Source organism: Streptomyces sp. CA-179760, assembly GCF_050937045.1.
Lineage (GTDB): Bacteria > Actinomycetota > Actinomycetes > Streptomycetales > Streptomycetaceae > Streptomyces.
On record NZ_JBNJLZ010000001.1, the window covers coordinates 2,141,837 to 2,159,200 of the forward strand.

At 71.7% G+C, this 17,364-nt stretch carries 17 protein-coding genes; 3 read left to right on the plus strand and 14 right to left on the minus strand.

The genetic code is table 11. The features are described 5' to 3' along the window. Positions 1-82: 82 nt before the first annotated feature. On the minus strand, positions 83-721 hold the full coding sequence (locus ACQEV8_RS09530; protein ID WP_432958985.1) for a transglycosylase family protein: 639 nt from the start codon (positions 719-721) through the stop codon (positions 83-85). Between the two features lie 545 nt (positions 722-1,266). Here ACQEV8_RS09530 and ACQEV8_RS09535 point away from each other — a divergent pair. Together ACQEV8_RS09535 and ACQEV8_RS09540 are read left to right on the plus strand one after the other, a co-directional pair. Then, entirely contained in the window at positions 1,267-2,049 is a 783-nt protein-coding gene (locus tag ACQEV8_RS09535) for a hypothetical protein (RefSeq protein WP_432958987.1), read from the plus strand. A gap of 86 nt (positions 2,050-2,135) precedes the next feature. Continuing rightward, entirely contained in the window at positions 2,136-2,522 is a 387-nt protein-coding gene (locus ACQEV8_RS09540; RefSeq protein WP_432958988.1) for a hypothetical protein, read from the plus strand. Between the two features lie 69 nt (positions 2,523-2,591). On the opposite strand, the gene der is transcribed toward ACQEV8_RS09540, so the two are convergent. The 5 genes from der to aroH all read right to left on the minus strand — a co-directional run bounded on the left by der (position 2,592) and on the right by aroH (position 7,057). Continuing rightward, positions 2,592-4,088, minus strand: coding sequence for a ribosome biogenesis GTPase Der (gene der, locus ACQEV8_RS09545; RefSeq protein WP_432958990.1), 1,497 nt, complete (start codon positions 4,086-4,088; stop codon positions 2,592-2,594). Between the two features lie 83 nt (positions 4,089-4,171). Next, positions 4,172-4,819 carry a lysophospholipid acyltransferase family protein gene (locus ACQEV8_RS09550; RefSeq protein WP_432958992.1) on the minus strand — a complete coding sequence of 216 codons (648 nt, stop codon included), beginning with the start codon at positions 4,817-4,819 and terminating at the stop codon, positions 4,172-4,174. Next, positions 4,816-5,496, minus strand: a complete 681-nt coding sequence (gene cmk, locus ACQEV8_RS09555; protein WP_432958994.1) for a (d)CMP kinase — start codon at positions 5,494-5,496, stop codon at positions 4,816-4,818. Before cmk ends, ACQEV8_RS09550 begins: the two co-directional genes overlap by 4 nt. Before the next feature lie 116 nt (positions 5,497-5,612). Continuing rightward, on the minus strand, positions 5,613-6,698 hold the full coding sequence (locus ACQEV8_RS09560; protein ID WP_432958995.1) for a prephenate dehydrogenase: 1,086 nt from the start codon (positions 6,696-6,698) through the stop codon (positions 5,613-5,615). Then, positions 6,695-7,057, minus strand: coding sequence for a chorismate mutase (gene aroH, locus ACQEV8_RS09565; RefSeq protein WP_215122378.1), 363 nt, complete (start codon positions 7,055-7,057; stop codon positions 6,695-6,697). The genes ACQEV8_RS09560 and aroH overlap by 4 nt, the downstream gene beginning before the upstream one ends. A 180-nt stretch (positions 7,058-7,237) precedes the next feature. Here aroH and ACQEV8_RS09570 point away from each other — a divergent pair, with 180 nt between their 5' ends. Continuing rightward, positions 7,238-7,678, plus strand: a complete 441-nt coding sequence (locus ACQEV8_RS09570; RefSeq protein WP_432958997.1) for a Rieske (2Fe-2S) protein — start codon at positions 7,238-7,240, stop codon at positions 7,676-7,678. Positions 7,679-7,681: 3 nt separating this feature from the next. On the opposite strand, the gene ACQEV8_RS09575 is transcribed toward ACQEV8_RS09570, so the two are convergent. The 8 genes from ACQEV8_RS09575 to ACQEV8_RS09610 all read right to left on the minus strand — a co-directional run bounded on the left by ACQEV8_RS09575 (position 7,682) and on the right by ACQEV8_RS09610 (position 17,105). Beyond that, positions 7,682-8,701, minus strand: coding sequence for an ADP-ribosylglycohydrolase family protein (locus tag ACQEV8_RS09575; RefSeq protein WP_432958999.1), 1,020 nt, complete (start codon positions 8,699-8,701; stop codon positions 7,682-7,684). Positions 8,702-8,790: 89 nt separating this feature from the next. Beyond that, positions 8,791-9,855: a pseudouridine synthase gene (locus ACQEV8_RS09580; protein ID WP_432959000.1), complete on the minus strand. Its 1,065-nt coding sequence runs from the start codon at positions 9,853-9,855 to the stop codon at positions 8,791-8,793. Further along, the gene (gene scpB, locus ACQEV8_RS09585; RefSeq protein WP_432959002.1) at positions 9,855-10,541 is read right to left on the minus strand and encodes an SMC-Scp complex subunit ScpB; all 687 of its coding nucleotides are present in this window, start codon (positions 10,539-10,541) and stop codon (positions 9,855-9,857) included. The genes ACQEV8_RS09580 and scpB overlap by 1 nt, the downstream gene beginning before the upstream one ends. After that, entirely contained in the window at positions 10,538-11,668 is a 1,131-nt protein-coding gene (locus ACQEV8_RS09590; RefSeq protein WP_432959004.1) for a segregation and condensation protein A, read from the minus strand. Before ACQEV8_RS09590 ends, scpB begins: the two co-directional genes overlap by 4 nt. An 18-nt stretch (positions 11,669-11,686) precedes the next feature. Continuing rightward, positions 11,687-12,271: a hypothetical protein gene (locus ACQEV8_RS09595; protein WP_432959006.1), complete on the minus strand. Its 585-nt coding sequence runs from the start codon at positions 12,269-12,271 to the stop codon at positions 11,687-11,689. Further along, positions 12,256-13,383 (minus strand): ParA family protein, encoded by a 1,128-nt coding sequence (locus tag ACQEV8_RS09600; RefSeq protein ID WP_432959008.1) that lies wholly within the window; start codon positions 13,381-13,383, stop codon positions 12,256-12,258. Before ACQEV8_RS09600 ends, ACQEV8_RS09595 begins: the two co-directional genes overlap by 16 nt. 421 nt (positions 13,384-13,804) lie before the next feature. Beyond that, on the minus strand, positions 13,805-14,929 hold the full coding sequence (gene ald / locus ACQEV8_RS09605; protein WP_432959010.1) for an alanine dehydrogenase: 1,125 nt from the start codon (positions 14,927-14,929) through the stop codon (positions 13,805-13,807). A 136-nt stretch (positions 14,930-15,065) separates the two neighbouring features. Then, entirely contained in the window at positions 15,066-17,105 is a 2,040-nt protein-coding gene (locus tag ACQEV8_RS09610; protein WP_432959011.1) for a tetratricopeptide repeat protein, read from the minus strand. Between the last annotated feature and the right edge of the window lie 259 nt (positions 17,106-17,364).

Here is a 17,364-nt window from a genome sequence, read left to right on the forward strand (position 1 = left end):
GGCGCCCGCCCCGCACCGCGAAGGTCCCGTCCGGTCGGCCGACCGGACGGGACCCGTGTCCCGGCGAGGGGGGGGCAGCGGCTCAGATGTCGAGGCGCAGGCCGGGCACGATAAAGCCGGGGTCTGCGCCGATGGCGGCCTGGTTGGCGGCGTAGAGGCGCTGCCAGGTGGTTCCGTGCCGGGCGGCGACGCCGCTCAGGGTGTCGCCCGCGCGGACGGTGTAGTCGCCGCGGGACGAGCTGCGGTCCGGGTGTTCCGCGGACCGTGCCGGCGCCTTCCACTGCTTCGCCGGAGCGGGCTTGGAGGTGACCGGGTCGGCGGCGGAAGCCGCGGGTGCGCTTCCGCTCGCCCCGGCGCGAGCCGAGCAGGTCGGCCAGGCGCCCCAGCCCTGGGCGCGCTGGACCTTGGTGGCGACGGCGATCTGCTGGGGCTTGCTCGCCCGGTCGGCCGTGGCCGCGTAGGCCGTGCCGCCGTAGGCGCTCCAGGTCGACGGGGCGAACTGAAGTCCGCCGTAGTAGCCGTTGCCGGTGTTGATGTGCCAGTTGCCGCCGCTCTCGCACTGGGCGATGCGGTCCCACACCCCGCTGTCAGCCGCCGCGGCGTTGCCGGTCGCCGCCAGCAGTCCGAGGGGCGCGAGCAGGGCCGCCCCGGCGAGGACCGCCGTCGTACGAACCGGGTTCTTCCGAGCGCTGTCGCGGGTGGTATCGGCACATTCGGACATGTAGTTCCCTCTCGAAGCACCCGGGGTCCCCCAAGGCGGAACGCCACTCCCCGCGCCATGGGGCGCGTGGGTCGCGCTCGCCCCGCCCGCCGGTGGTTCATGCTGCGCGGTTCCGGAGAACCGTGCGGCCGGCGGACGTACCCGAGCGGTGCTCGCTGCACACGGCGGAGGAATCTAAGGAGTTGACGGCCTGTCATCAACCAGCGGCCCGTCACGCCAGGCCAGTTCACCGATACCCCAGGTAACGGCAATTTCCGGACACCCACTTCATTCCTGGATTTCGTGATTTATCGACCAACCGGCTTGATGACCTGTGACCCACTTCACCACCTCAACGTCCCCTGCAAATCGGCGACTTGACCGTGAGTGTGCGATTCCGCGCCGAACGTGACCCTGCGCGCTGGTTGGTTCGATTCCGTTCGCCCTGGGGCGTGACTCCCGCCACAGATCGCCCGTTGTCTCCTTCATGAGCCGGGGCCTACCCGGACCACGGGCCGGGAGCCACCCCGGCTTTGCCACGCACCGCACCCCCGAGGGAGCCCCCCGTGCCGCGCATGCTCGACGTCAGCGACGAGGTACGCGCCGAGATCGGCGACGAAGAAGCAGACCGCCTGCTCGCCGGAGAGACCGCCCCGGGCAGTTACGACTGCACGTCCTGCCGTACTCCTGGCGACTCCGAGCAGGAGCGCACCAGCACCGTCCTCTTCATCGGGGACGAGACCGCCGTCCTCGCCTTCGCCCACTCCGGCTGTCTGCCCTCGCAGGTCGTCCAGGTGACCGAGGAGCAGCTCCGGGGCGCCGTGAAGTCCATCGCCGGCGACACCGGCGGCATGGTGTCCGACCAGTCGTCGCCCGAGCCGGCGGTACTCGGCGTGACGAGCGGGCTCGTCCTGATCGCCGGGGAGCTGCACCCGGCCCTGGTGGTGGAGCCGACCGCACCCATCGCCCGGGCCGGCACCACCGGCTCCGGCGACGACTTCCTGCCGCTGCTCACCGAGCAGGGCTTCATGCCGCTGGCCGACCTGTCCGCCGTACCGCCGGTGCTGCACGGCTGGTCTGTGCTGCTCGCCGTGGGCCAGCTGCACGCTGTGCTGCAGCCCGGCACCAACGGCGGCCAGCCGGTGGCCTGGTGGCAGGCGCACCAGCCGCTCCAGGTGACCGACCCCTGGCGCGCGGCCGCCAACAAGCACCAACAGGTACTGATGTTCGCCGCGCCCGTCGGCTCGATCGGCCGTCAGCCGCGCGAGGACCTGATGCGGGACGCCCTGGACAAGGCGGCGGCGACAGGAGTGCTGGTCGGCGCGGCCCTCCCGCTGGCCGGCACCTGAACCGGCGGGTCACCCGCACGCGCCGCACACCGGCGAAAGCCGTACAAGGGCCGCATCTCCTGACCCTCGGGGTCGTTTGGACATACGTGCACGCATACGACGTTCCCCGCCGCCAGTCCTACTCGCCGATCCCCTCCGCACGGTCGGCTCAGGACTCCCTGGGCGGCCCATCGGCCACGCCGATCTACGACGCGCTCTACACCGAGTACGTCAAGTCCTTCCGCGCACTGCCCGGCGACCGCAGCGGCGAGGAGAAGCTGGGCTTCACCGCCTTCGGAAGCATCCCGCACAGTACGGGCTCGTACAGCCATTCGTACGGCAGCTCGTACAGCGCGTACAGCGCGGGAGCCCAGAGCGCCCGCCACGCCGCACAGCAGCCGCACTGGCAGCGCGTCGGGACCGTCAGCGCGCACGGCACGGCGATGCACTATGTGCCGACCGCCCTGCCGCCGGTACCCCGCAGCGGCGTCTGAGCGAGCACCGGACAGTGGAAGGGGCGGCCCCGCGGGGCCGCCCCTTCCACTGTTTCGCGCTACGTCGCGCTACTTCTTCTTCGCGCCGCGCTTCTCGCGCACCCGTACCGAGATGTGGATCGGCGTGCCCTCGAAGCCGAACTCCTCGCGCAGCCGGCGCTCGATGAAGCGCCGGTAGCCCGCCTCGATGAAGCCGGAGGCGAACAGCACGAACCGCGGCGGCTTGATGCCCGCCTGGGTGCCGAACAGGATGCGCGGCTGCTTGCCGCCGCGGACCGGGTGCGGGTGAGCGGCGACGAGCTCACCGAGGAACGCGTTCAGCCGGCCCGTCGGGACCCGGGTCTCCCAGCCCGCCAGGGCCGTCTCGATCGCCGGGACCAGCTTCTCCATGTGCCGACCGGTGCGGGCCGAGACGTTGACCCGCGGGGCCCAGGCCACCTGGCCGAGCTCGGTCTCGATCTCCCGCTCCAGGTAGTAGCGGCGCTCCTCGTCGAGGGTGTCCCACTTGTTGAAGGCGACGACGATCGCGCGGCCCGCCTCCACGGCCATGGTGACGATCCGCTGGTCCTGCACCGAGATCGAATCGGCGGCGTCGATGAGGATGACGGCGACCTCCGCCTTCTCGACGGCGGCGGCGGTCCGCAGCGAGGCGTAGTAGTCGGCGCCCTGCTGGAGGTGGACGCGCTTGCGGATGCCCGCCGTGTCGACGAACTTCCAGGTGACGCCGCCGAGTTCGATCAGCTCGTCGACCGGGTCACGGGTGGTGCCCGCCAGCTCGTTGACGACGACGCGCTCCTCGTTCGCCACCTTGTTCAGCAGCGAGGACTTGCCGACGTTCGGGCGGCCGATCAGGGCGATGCGGCGCGGCCCGCCGACACCGCCCGGGCCGAACGCCTGACGCGGGGCCTCGGGAAGCGCCTCCAGCACCTGGTCCAGCATGTCGCCGGTACCCCGGCCGTGCAGCGCCGAGACCGGGTGCGGCTCCCCCAGGCCCAGCGACCACAGGTACGACGCGTCGGCCTCGCCGCTCGGGCCGTCCACCTTGTTGGCGCACAGCACGACCGGCTTGCCGGCCTTGCGCAGCAGTCGTACGACGGCCTCGTCGGTGTCGGTGGCGCCGACCTTGGCGTCGACGACGAAGACGACCGCGTCGGCGGCCTCGATGGCGTACTCGGCCTGGGCGGCCACGGAGGCGTCGATACCGAGGACGTCCTGCTCCCAGCCGCCGGTGTCGACGACCTTGAAGCGGCGGCCCGCCCACTCGGCCTCGTAGGTCACCCGGTCGCGGGTGACGCCCGGCTTGTCCTCGACGACGGCCTCGCGGCGTCCGATGATCCGGTTCACGAGAGTCGACTTGCCGACGTTGGGCCGGCCGACCACGGCGAGCACGGGCAGCGGGCCGTGTCCGGCCGCCTCGATGGCGCCCTCGACGTCCTCGGGGGCGAAGCCCTCCTCCGCGGCGAGCTCCATGAACTCCGCGAACTCGGCGTCGCCGAGCGCCCCGTGGTCGTGCTCGTGCGCGCCCTCGGAGGCGGCCGAGCCGTCGGGCTGGATGTGGTCGTTCATGAAGTCCGTACCTCGTCGTTCATCTTGGTGGTCGGTGGAGTACCCGCTGTCTTCCGGGCTGATCCACTACTCAGTGTTGTTGCCTAGCGCCTGGTGAGGCGCCTGGCGTTTTCCAGGTGGGCGGCGAGCTGCTTCTGGATGCGGCCGGTGGCCTCGTCCAGCGCCTTGCGCGTACGGCGCCCGCTGCCGTCGCCCGCGTCGAAGGGCTCGCCGAAGACGACGTCGACGCGCGAGCGCAGCGGAGGCAGCCCCTTTATCAACCGTCCGCGCTTCTCGGTGCTTCCCAGCACGGCGACCGGCACGATCGGGGCGCCGCTGCGCACCGCGAAGTACGCCAGCCCGGCGCGCAGCGCGGCGAAGTCGCCCTCGCCCCGGGTGCCCTCCGGGAAGATGCCGAGCACGCCGCCGTTCTCCAGGATGCCGAGCACCTGGGTGATCGCCGTTCGGTCGGTGGTGTCGCGGTCCACCTTCACCTGCCCGATGCCGAGCAGGAAGGGGTCCAGCGGCCCGATGAACGCCTCCTTCTTGATCAGGAAGTGCGTCGGCCGGGGCGCCACGCCCATGACCATCGGGCCGTCGATGTTGTGGGAGTGGTTGACCGCGAGGATCACCGGGCCGTTCGTCGGCACCCGCCAGGCGCCGAGCACGCGCGGCTTCCAGAACCCGTACATCAGGCCGACGCCGATGCGCCGCCCGACCTCGGCACCCCGTACCGAAGGCAGCTCGGTCACTTCCCCGCCCGCTTCTCCTCGACGAGGGTGACGACACACTCGATGACCTGGGCCAGCGTGAGCTCGGTGGTGTCCACCTCGACCGCGTCGCCCGCCTTGGCGAGCGGCGAGGTCTTGCGGCTGGAGTCGGCCGCGTCCCGCTTGATCAGGGCCTCGCGGGTGGAGTGGACGTCCGAGCCCTTCAGCTCGCCGCTGCGGCGGGCGGCACGCGCCTCCGGGGAGGCGGTGAGGAAGATCTTCAGGTCGGCGTCGGGCAGCACGGTCGTGCCGATGTCACGGCCCTCGACCACGATGCCGTCCGGCGCGGAGGCGGCGATCGTGCGCTGCAGCTCGGTGATCCGGGCCCGCACGTCGGAGACCGCGCTGACCGCGCTGACCTTGGAGGTGACCTCCTGGGTGCGGATCGGCCCGGCCACGTCGACGCCGTCGACGGTGATGGTCGGGCCCTGCGGGTCGGTGCCCGAGACGATCTCCGGCTTGCCGGCCGCGGCGGCGATCGCCGCGGGGTCGTCGATGTCGATGCCGTTGCTCACCATCCACCAGGTGATCGCCCGGTACTGGGCACCGGTGTCCAGGTAGCTCAGCCCGAGCTGCGCCGCCACGGCCTTCGAGGTGCTCGACTTGCCCGTGCCGGAGGGGCCGTCGATGGCGACAATCACGGGCGTGGGGCTTTCCACAGTGGAGACCTTCCTGGACCGGGCTGGCGGGGTGAGGGCGCGAGGGCCCCGCACAAGGTTACTGGGTGCGGGTCACTCGTCCGGCCGCGCGTCGGCCTGCCCTGTTCCAGGATGCCCTACTGCCGGATCGCCCAGCCCCGCTCGCGCAGCGCGGCACTGAGCACGGGTGCCGCCTTCGGGTCGACCATCAGCTGCACCAGGCCGGCCTGCTGCCCCGTCGCGTGCTCGATGCGTACGTCCTCGATGTTGACGCCGGCCATGCCCGCGTCCGCGAAGATCCGGGCCAGCTGTCCGGGCTGGTCGTCGATGAGCACCGCCACGACCTCGTAGACCCGCGGGGCGGACCCGTGCTTGCCGGGGACGCGGATCTGCCCCGCGTTGCCGCGTCGCAGGACGTCCTCGATGCCGGTTCCGCCCTCGCGGCGCTTGTGGTCGTCGGTGGACTGCAGGGCGCGCAGGGCCCGTACGGTCTCCTCCAGGTCGCCGGCGACGTCCGTGAGCAGGTCGGCGACCGGCCCGGGGTTGGCGGAGAGGATGTCGATCCACATCCGGGGGTCGGAGGCGGCGATCCGCGTCACGTCCCGGATGCCCTGCCCGCACAGCCGTACGGCCGCCTCCTCGGCGTTCTCCAGGCGCGCGGCGACCAGGCTGGAGACCAGGTGGGGCATGTGGGAGACGAGGGCGACGGCACGGTCGTGGGCGTCGGCGTCCATCACCACCGGCACGGCACGGCAGTGCGAGACCAGCTCCAGGGCGAGGTTCAGCACCTCGGTCTCGGTGTCCCTGGTCGGGGTCAGCACCCAGGGCCGGCCCTCGAAGAGGTCCCCGGTCGCGGCGAGCGGGCCGGACTTCTCCCGGCCCGACATGGGGTGCGTGCCGATGTAGGCGGACAGGTCGAGGCCGCGTGCCTCCAGCTCGCGCCGCGGACCACCCTTGACGCTGGCGACGTCCAGGTAGCCGCGGGCCGCTCCGCTGAGCATGGCGTCGGCGAGCACGTCCGCCACGTGGGCGGGCGGGGCGGCGACGATCGCGAGGTCGACGGGTCCGTCCGGCGCCTCGTCCGTGCCGGCGCCGAGCGCGGCCGCCGTGCGGGCCTGCTCCGGGTCCGGGTCGGCGAGGTGCACGACGACGCCCCGCTGGGACAGGGCCAGACCGGCGGAGGTGCCGATGAGGCCGGTGCCGATGACGAGTGCGGTTCTCACTGGGCGATGTCCTTGCGCAGGGCGGCCGCGGCGCCGAGGTAGACGTGGGCGATGCCGGCCCGGGGCCGGTCGGACTCGATGTGCGCGAGGACCCGGACGACGCGCGGCATGGCGCCCTCGATGTCGAGTTCCTGGGCGCAGATCAGCGGTACGTCGACGATGCCGAGCTTGCGGGCGGCGGCCGCCGGGAAATCGCTGTGCAGATCGGGCGTGGCCGTGAACCAGATGCTGATCAGGTCGTCGGCCTCGAGTTCGTTGCGCTCCAGGATGGCCGTGAGCAGGGCTCCCACCTGCTCGTCCATGTGCCCGGCCTCGTCCCGCTCGAGTTGGACGGCCCCCCGGACCGCTCGTACCGCCACGGCGCTGCTCCTTGCTGACGTGCGTGTCGCTCTACGTCCGTCCAGCCTAGTCAGCCCCCGCGAACTGGATGCGCGGCGCCCGCCCGATGAGACACCCGAATCACTATTCCTTGGGTATTTTCAGTGCCAAGATTCAGAAAAGTCCCTTTTCTCCCTTTTCGGCACGTTCGGAGTGACGACATGACCTACGACACCACGCGCCGGACGGTTCTCCTCGCGACGGGCGCGACAGGCGCGGTGGCACTGGTCGCGGCCTGCGGCGGGGGCGGCGACGGCAACGGCTCCACGTCGACGGTCTCCCCCACCGGCAAGGAGACCACGGACGCCCCCGCCGGTCAGGAACTGGCCGCCACCGACGAGATCCCGGTCGGCGGCGGCAAGATCTTCAAGAACGAGGAGGTCGTGGTGACCCAGCCGGAGCAGGGTCAGTTCAAGGCGTTCTCGGCGATCTGCACCCACCAGCGCTGCCTGGTGACGACCGTCGCCGACGGCACGATCAACTGCCCCTGCCACGGCAGCAAGTTCCGCATCACCGACGGCGCGGTCGCCCACGGCCCGGCGACACGCGCCCTGCCCTCCGAGCAGATCACGGTGGAGGGAAACTCGGTCCGCCTCACCTGACCGTCACGCGTCCCACAGCGCCCCGAGCGTGAGCAGGTCGCTCCGGTACTCGATGCGGTCGGCCCACTCGGCCGGCCAGGCCTCCGCGCCCAGATGCGCACCGGCGAAGGCGCCCGCCAGGCAGGCGATCGAGTCCGAGTCGCCGGCGGTGCAGGCGGCGCGCCGCAGGGCAGTCACCGGTTCGCCGGGGAAGAGCAGGAAGCACAGCAAGCCGGTCGCCAGGGCCTCCTCGGCGATCCAGCCGTCGCCGGTGGCCAGGCAGGGGTCGTCCTCGGGCGAGACGGTGCCCACGGCGTCCCGGAGCCGGTCGAGGATCGCCAGACACTCGTCCCAGCCGAGCGCGATGAACTGCTCGGGCGTCGGAGCCTTGGCCCGGCTCCACAGGTCGCCGAGCCAGCGCTCGTGGTAGTGGCTGCGGTTCTCCAGGGCGTACGAGCGGAGCAGGCCGATCAGCTCGGCCGGCTCGGTGCCCTGCGCGAGCAGTCGTACGGCGTGCGCGGTGAGGTCGGAGGCGGCGAGCGCGGTGGGGTGCCCGTGGGTGAGGGCGGACTGCAACTGGGCGGCGCCCGCGCGCTGTTCGTCGCTCAGGCCCTGGATCACGCCCAGCGGCGCGACGCGCATGTTGGCACCGCAGCCCTTGGACTGGATCTGGCTGGCCTCCTGCCAGGGGCGGTCCGTGAGCTCCAGCAGGCGGCAGGCCCGCAGGCAGGTGTTGCCGGGGGCGCGGTTGTTCTCGGGGGAGCGGTTCCAGGCGATGAACTCCTGCCGCACGGCCTCGGCCATCCCCTCGGGCTCCAGCACGCCCCGGTCCATCGCCGTCCGTACGCCCCTGCCGAGCGCCAGTGTCATCTGCGTGTCGTCGGTGACGAGCGCCGGCGTCGGCAGCTCCAGCTGCCGCCACGGACCGAATCTGGCGACGATCCTGTCCACCAGGCTGAACTCGGTCGGATAGCCGAGCGCGTCGCCCAGGGCGAGGCCGGTGAGCGTTCCGGTGGCGGCTTGCTTGTGGACGAGGAGGGTCATGCGGGGTTGTTTCCTTCCGGCCGGTCACGAACAGTTCCCCGCACCCACCGGGCACGGGGAACTCAAGCATGTCGAGGTCGGCGCTGCGTTTAGAGATCGACTTCCTGCATCAGCATCCCCACCTCAGTGTTGGACAACCGCCGCAGCCAGCCCGACTTCTGGTCGCCGAGGGTGATCGGCCCGAAGGCGACCCGCACCAGCTTGTCGACGGGGAACCCGGCCTCGGCGAGCATCCGGCGCACGATGTGCTTGCGGCCCTCGTGGAGGGTGACCTCGACGAGGTAGTTCTTGCCGGTCTGCTGGACGACCCGGAAGTGGTCCGCGCGCGCGTAGCCGTCCTCCAGCTGGATGCCGTCCTTGAGCTGCTTGCCCAGGTCGCGCGGGATGGGGCCGACGATGTGCGCGAGGTAGGTCTTCTTCACGCCGTACTTCGGGTGGGTCAGCCGGTGGGCCAGCTCGCCGTGGTTGGTGAGCAGGATGACGCCCTCGGTCTCGGTGTCGAGCCGGCCGACGTGGAAGAGCCGGGTCTCGCGGTTGGTGACGTAGTCACCGAGGCACTGCCGGCCCTCCGGGTCCTCCATCGTCGAGACGACACCGGCCGGCTTGTTCAGCGAGAAGAACTGGAAGCGCTGCGTGGCGACGGTCAGCCCGTCGACCTTGATCTCGTCCTTCTCCGGGTCGACGCGCCGCCCCTGCTCCAGGACGATCTCGCCGTTGATCTCGACCCGGGCCTGCTCGATCAGCTCCTCGCAGGCGCGCCGGGAGCCGAAGCCCGCGCGCGCGAGGACCTTCTGGAGCCGCTCGCCCTCCTGCTCGGCGCCCGGGAAGGTCTTCGGCGGCTTGACGTCCTTCTTCCCGGCGTACCGGTCGCGGTTGCGCTCCTCGATCTGCGCCTCGTACTCGCGTGGGCGCGCCGGGGCCGAGCGCCCACGCTGCTGGGGCTGCTTGGGGCCGCCCTTGGCGCCGCCGCGCGCCGCGCCGCCGCGCCCGGACTTGGGCCCGTCCTTCGTCGCCCCGGGGCCCACGTCGTAGCGGCGCTCCTCGGGGCGGGGCTTGCTGGGGCGGCCCTGCCCCTGCTTGTCATCCCTGTTGTTGCCGGCGCCGCGCTGATTGCCGCGCCCGCCGTTTCCGCCGTTCCTGCCGCTGCTTCGCATCAAAGTTCCGTCTGGTCGTCTTCGTCGTCGGTACCCGGGGTGACCGGGCGGCCCGGCACGTCGTCATCAGGCGCGTCCGGGTCGAACGACGGTACGCCCTCCTGGGTCTCGGCCTCGATCGCCTCCGCCTCCGGGAGGAAGGGCGCGAGCTCCGGGAGCTCGTCCAGACCGCGCAGGCCCATCCGCTCCAGGAAGTAGTTCGTCGTCGTGTACAGGATCGCACCTGTTTCGGGTTCCGTGCCCGCCTCCTCGACCAGACCCCTTTGGAGGAGGGTGCGCATGACGCCGTCGCAGTTGACTCCGCGCACGGCCGAGACCCGGCTGCGGCTGACCGGCTGCCGGTACGCGACGACGGCCAGAGTCTCCAGAGCGGCCTGGGTGAGGCGGGCCTGCTGGCCGTCCAGCACGAAGCGCTCGACGGCGGGCGCGTACGCGGCGCGGGTGTAGAAACGCCAGCCGTTCGCGACGAACCGCAGCTCGAAGCCGCGCCCCTGCACGGTGTACTCGTCGGCCAGCTCGCGCAGCGCGTCCGCGATCTGGCGGCGCGGGCGGTCGAGGATCTTCGCGAGATGTTCCTCGCTCGCGGGCTCGTCCACGACCATCAGGACGGCCTCCAGAGCGGGCTTGAGGTCGAGGTCGGCGACGGTACGCAGCCCGGCCGGGATCCCGCTGTTTTCTTCGCTCACGCCGGTTTCTCCTCCTTCGGCGGCTCGGGCGGCCGGTCGAACTCGTCGGTGACGGTCGGTGTCTCGTCCCCGTCCCCGCCGGTCCACCGCACGAGCAGCTCGCCCAGCGCGGCCTCCTGCTCCAGCTCCACCGCCTTCTCGCGGTACAGCTCCAGCAGTGCGAGGAAGCGGGCTACGACGGTGAGTGTGTCTTCGGTGTCCTCGATGAGCGCCCGGAAGCTGACCTCACCGAGCTCCCTGAGCCGGGCCACGACGAGATGGGCCTGCTCCTGCACGCTGACCAGCGGGGCGTGGATGTGGTCGACGTACACCTGCGGCTTGGGCCTCGGCTGCATCGCCTTCACGGCGAGCTTGGCGAACCCTTCCGCCCCGATGCTGATGACGACCTCGGGCAGCAGCTCGGCATGCTGGGGTTCGAGCCCGACGGTCCGCGGATAGCGCAGGGCCTCGTCGTCGAGCCGCCCGCTGAAGATGTCCGCGATCCGTTTGTACGCGCGGTACTGGAGCAGCCGGGCGAACAACAGGTCCCGGGCCTCGAGCAGCGCCAGATCGCCCTCGTCCTCCACCTCGGCGGCGGGCAGCAGCCGGGCCGCCTTCAGATCGAGCAACGTGGCCGCGACGACGAGGAACTCGGTCGTCTCGTCCAGATCCCAGTCCGGCCCCAGCGCCCGGATGTACGCCATGAACTCATCGGTCACCTTCGACAGCGCGACCTCGGTGACGTCCAGCTTGTGCCGGGAGATCAACTGGAGCAGCAGATCGAAGGGGCCCTCGAAGTTGGCGAGCCTGACCTTGAATACCCCGTCACCGGCATCGCCCGGTCTCTCGGGCCCCGCATCCGGCTCGACGGTCGCCACCGGCACAACCGACTGCGTCGCCTCGACGGCCTCCACCGGCACAACGGGCTTCGCCGGCTCGCCGGGCGCCACCGGCTCGGCCACCGGCTCCAAGGCCCCCGCCTCTGCCGGCTCGGCCGGTGCCATGGGCTCAGGCGGCGCGGCCTCGGCCCACGCCACCACCTCCGGAGGCGGTTCCGGCTCCACGCGCGCAGCGCCCGGGCCTCGCCCCAACGCGCGCCGACGGCCGGTCGGGCCGTCGGCGGGTGGAGGAGAAGCGTTCGAGGTCATAGCCCCCGCAGGCTACCGTTACCGCCCGCGCAGACGTCGTACGAGGATGCTGGCGTCCCCGCGGGTCTCCAGGTCGGCGAGGACCACGGCGACCGCCTCGCGGACGATGCGCCCGCGGTCGACCGCCAGGCCGTGCTCGCCGCGGAGCACGAGACGGGCGTGCTCCAGGTCCATGAGTTCCTCGGCGGACACGTACACGGTGATCTTCTCGTCGTGCCGCTCACGGCCGCTGGGGCGGCGCGCGGCCGCCCGTCCGCGCTTGCGTGGCGCCGCGTCCGCGGCCCCGGCGGCAGAACCTTCCTGCGCCGCCTGGCGCCGCCCGGAGCCGGAGCGCTCCGCGGCCGCGGAGCGGCTGCGGGACTCCCCGGCATCGGCCGACTCCGCGTCCGCCGCCACATGCTCGGCGCCCTCGCCGTCGCCGCCCTGGGCGGGCACCGACTGCGGCGCGTCCTCCGCGCCCGCCGCCGCGTCGCCCTCACCCGCCGGAGCGGGCACCCGGGCGTCGCCGTTGACCTGGCGCCTGGGCGAGGACGACTGCAGTCCCATCCCCCCTGTCGTACGGAAGAGTTCGTCGGCCCCCGGCAGACTCACTCGGCGTGACACCGGGCGAGCACCTCCCTGGCGAGCTGGCGATAGGCGGCGGCACCGACGGAGTTGGAGGCGTACGTGGTGATCGGCTCACCGGCGACCGTGGTCTCCGGGAAGCGGACCGTGCGCCCGATGACCGTGTGGTAGACGTGGTCGTCGAACGCCTCGACGACACGCGCGAGCACCTCACGGCTGTGCACCGTGCGCGAGTCGTACATCGTGGCGAGGATCCCGTCGAGCTCCAGCTCCGGGTTGAGCCGCTCCTGGACCTTCTCGATGGTCTCCGTCAGCAGCGCCACACCGCGCAGCGCGAAGAACTCGCACTCCAGCGGCACTATCACCTTGTGCGCGGCCGTCAGGGCGTTGACCGTGAGCAGGCCGAGCGAGGGCTGGCAGTCGATGACGATGAAGTCGTAGTCGGGCAGCAGCGGCTTAAGGGCGCGCTGCAGCGTCGACTCGCGGGCGACCTCGGAGACCAGCTGGACCTCGGCCGCCGACAGGTCGATGTTGCTGGGCAGCAGGTCCATGTTGGGGACCGCCGTCTTCAGCAGCACCTCGTCGGCCGCCATGCCCCGCTCCATGAGCAGGTTGTAGACGGTGAGGTCGAGTTCCATCGGGTTGACGCCGAGACCGACCGACAGCGCGCCCTGCGGGTCGAAGTCCACGAGCAGGACCCGGCGTCCGTACTCCGCGAGCGCGGCACCCAGATTGATGGTCGACGTCGTCTTGCCGACGCCGCCCTTCTGGTTGCACATCGCGATGATCTTCGCGGGACCGTGGTCGCCCAGCGGGCCCGGGATCGGGAAGTACGGCAGCGGACGCCCCGTCGGACCGATGCGCTCCCGGCGCTGTCTGGCCGCGTCGGGTGCGAGAGTGGCCGCGTACTCGGGGTCGGGCTCGTACTCCGCGTCGGGGTCGTAGAAGTGCCCCTCGGGCAGGTCGTCGAAGTCGGCGAGTTGGTTGTGGGGCGCGCCACTTCCGCCGCCGGCCATGGCGTTCACGTGATGGCCATCCATCTTCTGGTGTGCTGTGTGAGTCGCCTGCTGACTCTGGTGGGCTGCGAAGGTGCGCACAGCGACGGAGCCGACAGCCGCGAATCCCGCGGGCTCCTGGTCCCGTGCAGGCATTCCTGGTTGGCCACCCCCGGGAGTAAATGTCGACTCATTCACAAGTCGTCTTACCTCCTTGGTGACCAGGAAACTTCTAGACAGGTCAGCGTGGCACCATGCCGACAGCTGGCGACTCTATGGCGTGTCGGGCGTCCGCAGCAACACAATCCGCCGGACCCGGCCCGATGTGTCGGCAATGAAACATCCCGCTGTCAAGGGCGTACGGCCGTCGCACGGCAGGTTTCACCGGTGTGCGAATCGGTTGAAGGGTTACGTTCGAGGCGAGTTGCTCGAGAAGCGCGAAGTGACCATACACACATCCGGCCGGACCTTGTCGGGCAAGGTCCGGCCGGGTGCGCGGCGTTGACGGCCTGTGTTGACGTATCGCCTTTACGGGTTGATGACTTAGCCGATTTACCGGCCGCCGGGGCCGCCGGGCTCAGACGAGCAGCGAGGCCAGCTCCACGTGCTCCACGCCATGGGCCTCGGCGACCTCGCGGTAAACGACCTTGCCGTCATGCGTGTTGAGGCCCCGGGCCAGCGCCGGGTCGCGGCGCAGCGCCTGCGCCCAGCCATGGTTCGCGAGCTCCACGATGTACGGCAGCGTGGCGTTGGTCAGCGCGTAGGTGGAGGTGTTGGGCACCGCGCCGGGCATGTTGGCGACGCAGTAGAAGACCGACTCGTGGACCGGGAAGGTCGGCTCGGCGTGGGTGGTCGGGCGGGAGTCCTCGAAGCAGCCGCCCTGGTCGATCGCGATGTCGACAAGGACACTTCCGGGCTTCATCCGCGAGACGAGCTCGTTGGTGACCAGCTTCGGGGCCTTGGCGCCGGGGATCAGCACCGCGCCGATGACGAGGTCGGCCTCCAGGCAGGCCTTCTCCAGCTCGAAGGTGTTCGAGACGACGGTCTGGATCTTCGTACCGAAGATCTTGTCCGCCTCGCGGAGCTTGTTGACGTCCTTGTCGAGCAGGGTCACGTGGAAGCCCATGCCGATGGCGATCTGGGCCGCCTGCCAGCCCGAGACGCCGCCGCCGATGACGACGGCCCGGCCGGCCAGGACGCCGGGGACGCCACCGGGCAGCACGCCCCGGCCGCCGTTGGCGCGCATCAGGTGGTAGGCGCCGACCTGCGGGGCCAGCCGGCCCGCGACCTCGGACATCGGGGCGAGCAGCGGGAGCGCGCGGCTGGGCAGCTCGACCGTCTCGTACGCGATCGCCGTGGTGCCGGACTCCAGGAGGGCGTCCGTGCACTCCTTGGACGCGGCGAGGTGCAGGTAGGTGAAGAGCGTCTGGTCCTTGCGGAGGCGGTGGTACTCCTCGGCGATGGGCTCCTTGACCTTCAGCAGCAGGTCGGCGGCTGCCCACACCTCGTCGGCGGTGCCCAGGATCCGGGCCCCGGCGAGGACGTACTCCTCGTCGACGATCGAGGAGCCGGCACCCGCGCCGCGCTCGATGACGACCTGGTGGCCATGGCGCACCAGCTCGTGCACGCCGGCGGGGGTGATGGCCACCCGGAACTCGTTGTTCTTGACCTCGCGGGGGATGCCGACCTTCACGTCGATCACGGTCCTTGGCTCAGAGGGTATGGGGGCATTACTACACATACCCGGCCGCACACGGGCACACCGGGAGAGACCGCAGGAGAACGTGCGGCAGAGCCAGTCTAATGAAGGTGTTCCCGCTGTCTAGCCTTTCATTGCATCAATCTTCAGCGGATGTGGTACGGATTTCGCAGGCGTCAGCGTCATCTTCCTGGTTTACCTCTCCGAGGAGCCGCTCGGCGGCGCCCCGGTGCAGCCCGGCCGACGCCGGGTCGCCGAGGCGTTCGAGGGTGTCGGCGACCCGCAGATGCAGCGCGGCCTGCAACCGCGTGTCCTCGGCGCGCCGCGCCCATTCCACGGCCTCCCGGCAGGTGCGCAGCGACTCGTCGGGCCGGCCGGCGTACTCCTGGACCCGCGCCAGCTCGCTCAGGGCCCGCGCCTGCGCGGCCACGTCGCCGAGCTTGCGATGCCCGGAGATCGCGGCGCGCCAGTTCCGCAGAGCCTCGCCGTAGCGGCCCGCGAAGGTGTGGGCGGCGGCGATCCGCCCGTACAGCCGGGCGGCGTCGGCGCGCTCGCCCCGGGCGAGCCGCTCGACCAGGGCCCGGCCGAACCAGTCGGCGGCCCGGTCGTAGTCGCCGAGCTCCAGGTGCGCGCCGCCTACGGATTCCATCGCGCGTCCGGCCGCGTACGGATCGTCGACCTCGCGTCCGGCGTCCAGCGCGGCCCGGTAGCGCACCAGCGCGTCGGCCGTGCGGCCTGACCTGGCGTCGAGATCGCCGAGGTTGAGCAGAGCGGCGGCCCGCTCGCGGGGCAGCTCGCGGCGCTCGGCCACATCGAGGACCAGGCTGTGGATCTCGTAGAGGTCGGGCGCGGCCGCCTGGGTGCCGACGTGCGCCACCATCGCCCGCACCAGCTGGGACATCAGCCGCCGGGCCAGGGTGTCCAGCTCCCCGTCGCCGACCGCGAGCCGGGCCGAGGCCAGTAGCGCGGGCCGGGTCAGGCGCAGCCAGTCGGCGGCCGCCCTGGGAGTGGGAAACCGCAGGGCACGCGGCATGTCGAGGAGTCTCTGGCGTGCCTGGGGGCTGTCGGTCTCGGTGATGGCACGGCAGACCTGGAGCAGCCGTACGGTCCGCTCCAGCATGCGGGCACGGGCCACCTGGAGCTCGACCGGACGCTCGTGGTGCCCGGCGAGGACGCGGAGCAGCGGGTGCAGACAGCCGGGGACCTCGTACTGCGGCAGCGGCGAGTCCACCGCGTGCAGGAAGCCGAGGGCGACGAACTCGTCCAGGGTGGTGTGGGCGCTGTCGACCGAGCAGCCGACGAGCGCGGAGGCGGTCTGCGGGTCGACCAGCCCGGCCGGGGCGAGGGCGAGCAGGCGCAGCATCCTCGCGGCGGTGGCGGGCAGGGCGTCGTAGGCGAGGCGGAAGACCCGGCTCAGGGCGGTCCCCTCGGCTGGGTCGGTGCGCAGTTGCTTGGCGAGGTCCAGGACGGCCGCCTTGGGGCGGGCCGCGAGCCAGCCGCCCGCCAGCATCAGCGCGGCGGGCTGCCCCTGGCACTCCTCGGCGAGGCCCTCGGCGGCCCGGGGGTCGACGGTGATGCGGACCGAGCCGGTGTGCCGGGACAGCAGCTCCACCCCGGACTTGGCGTCCAGGCCGCCCAGCGTGCAGGGGCGGACGTCCGGGATGCCGGTCAGCGGGCCCTCGGAGACCGCGACGACCAGGCAGTCCGGGGTGTCGGGCAGCAGGGCGTCGACCTGCTCGGCGTCGGCCGCGTCGTCCAGCAGGAGCAGGGCGCGGCGGTCGGCCAGGGCGTCGCGCAGGGAGTCGCTGAGCTCGTCGCCGCAGGCCCCGGCCGGGGCTTGGTGCTCCAGGGCGGCGAGCAGGTCGCGGGCGGCGCGCTCGACGGGTACGGGGGTGCCGTCCGGGTCGGTCAGCCGGGCGCGCAATACCCCGTCCGGGTAACGGTCCGCGACCTGGTGCACCAGTTCCTCGGCGAGTGCGGTGCGTCCCGAGCCGGGCCGGCCGGCGATGAGCAGCACGCGCGCGCGTGGGGGTTTGCGGCCGGCGAGGGTGTCCAGGCCGGCGCGCTCGATGTCGGCGCGCAGCTCCTTCAACTCCCGTGTGCGGCCCAGGAACTGACTCTCGCCGGCAGCGTGTCCGGTCAGCCGCACGTCGCCTGTCTCCACGACCTGATCCGTCACGGGCCACACTCCCGTCCCACGCACGCAAGCCCGCCGGGAATCCGGTTCGGGCGTGCCTCAGAGCCTAGTTCACGCTCTGCAACGTTCCAGGTGGAGCGCGACGGGTACGGCAGCCACATCCCCCGATCGGATCAGCCGATCGTAGGACTGTCGGCATCAGGGTCGCGCACCAAAGGGGCGTGGGGCTGTGCCTGATCTGCGGCTCCGCCGCGCGGGCGCGACCGGCCACGACGACGCCGCACCCGGCCGACGACCATAT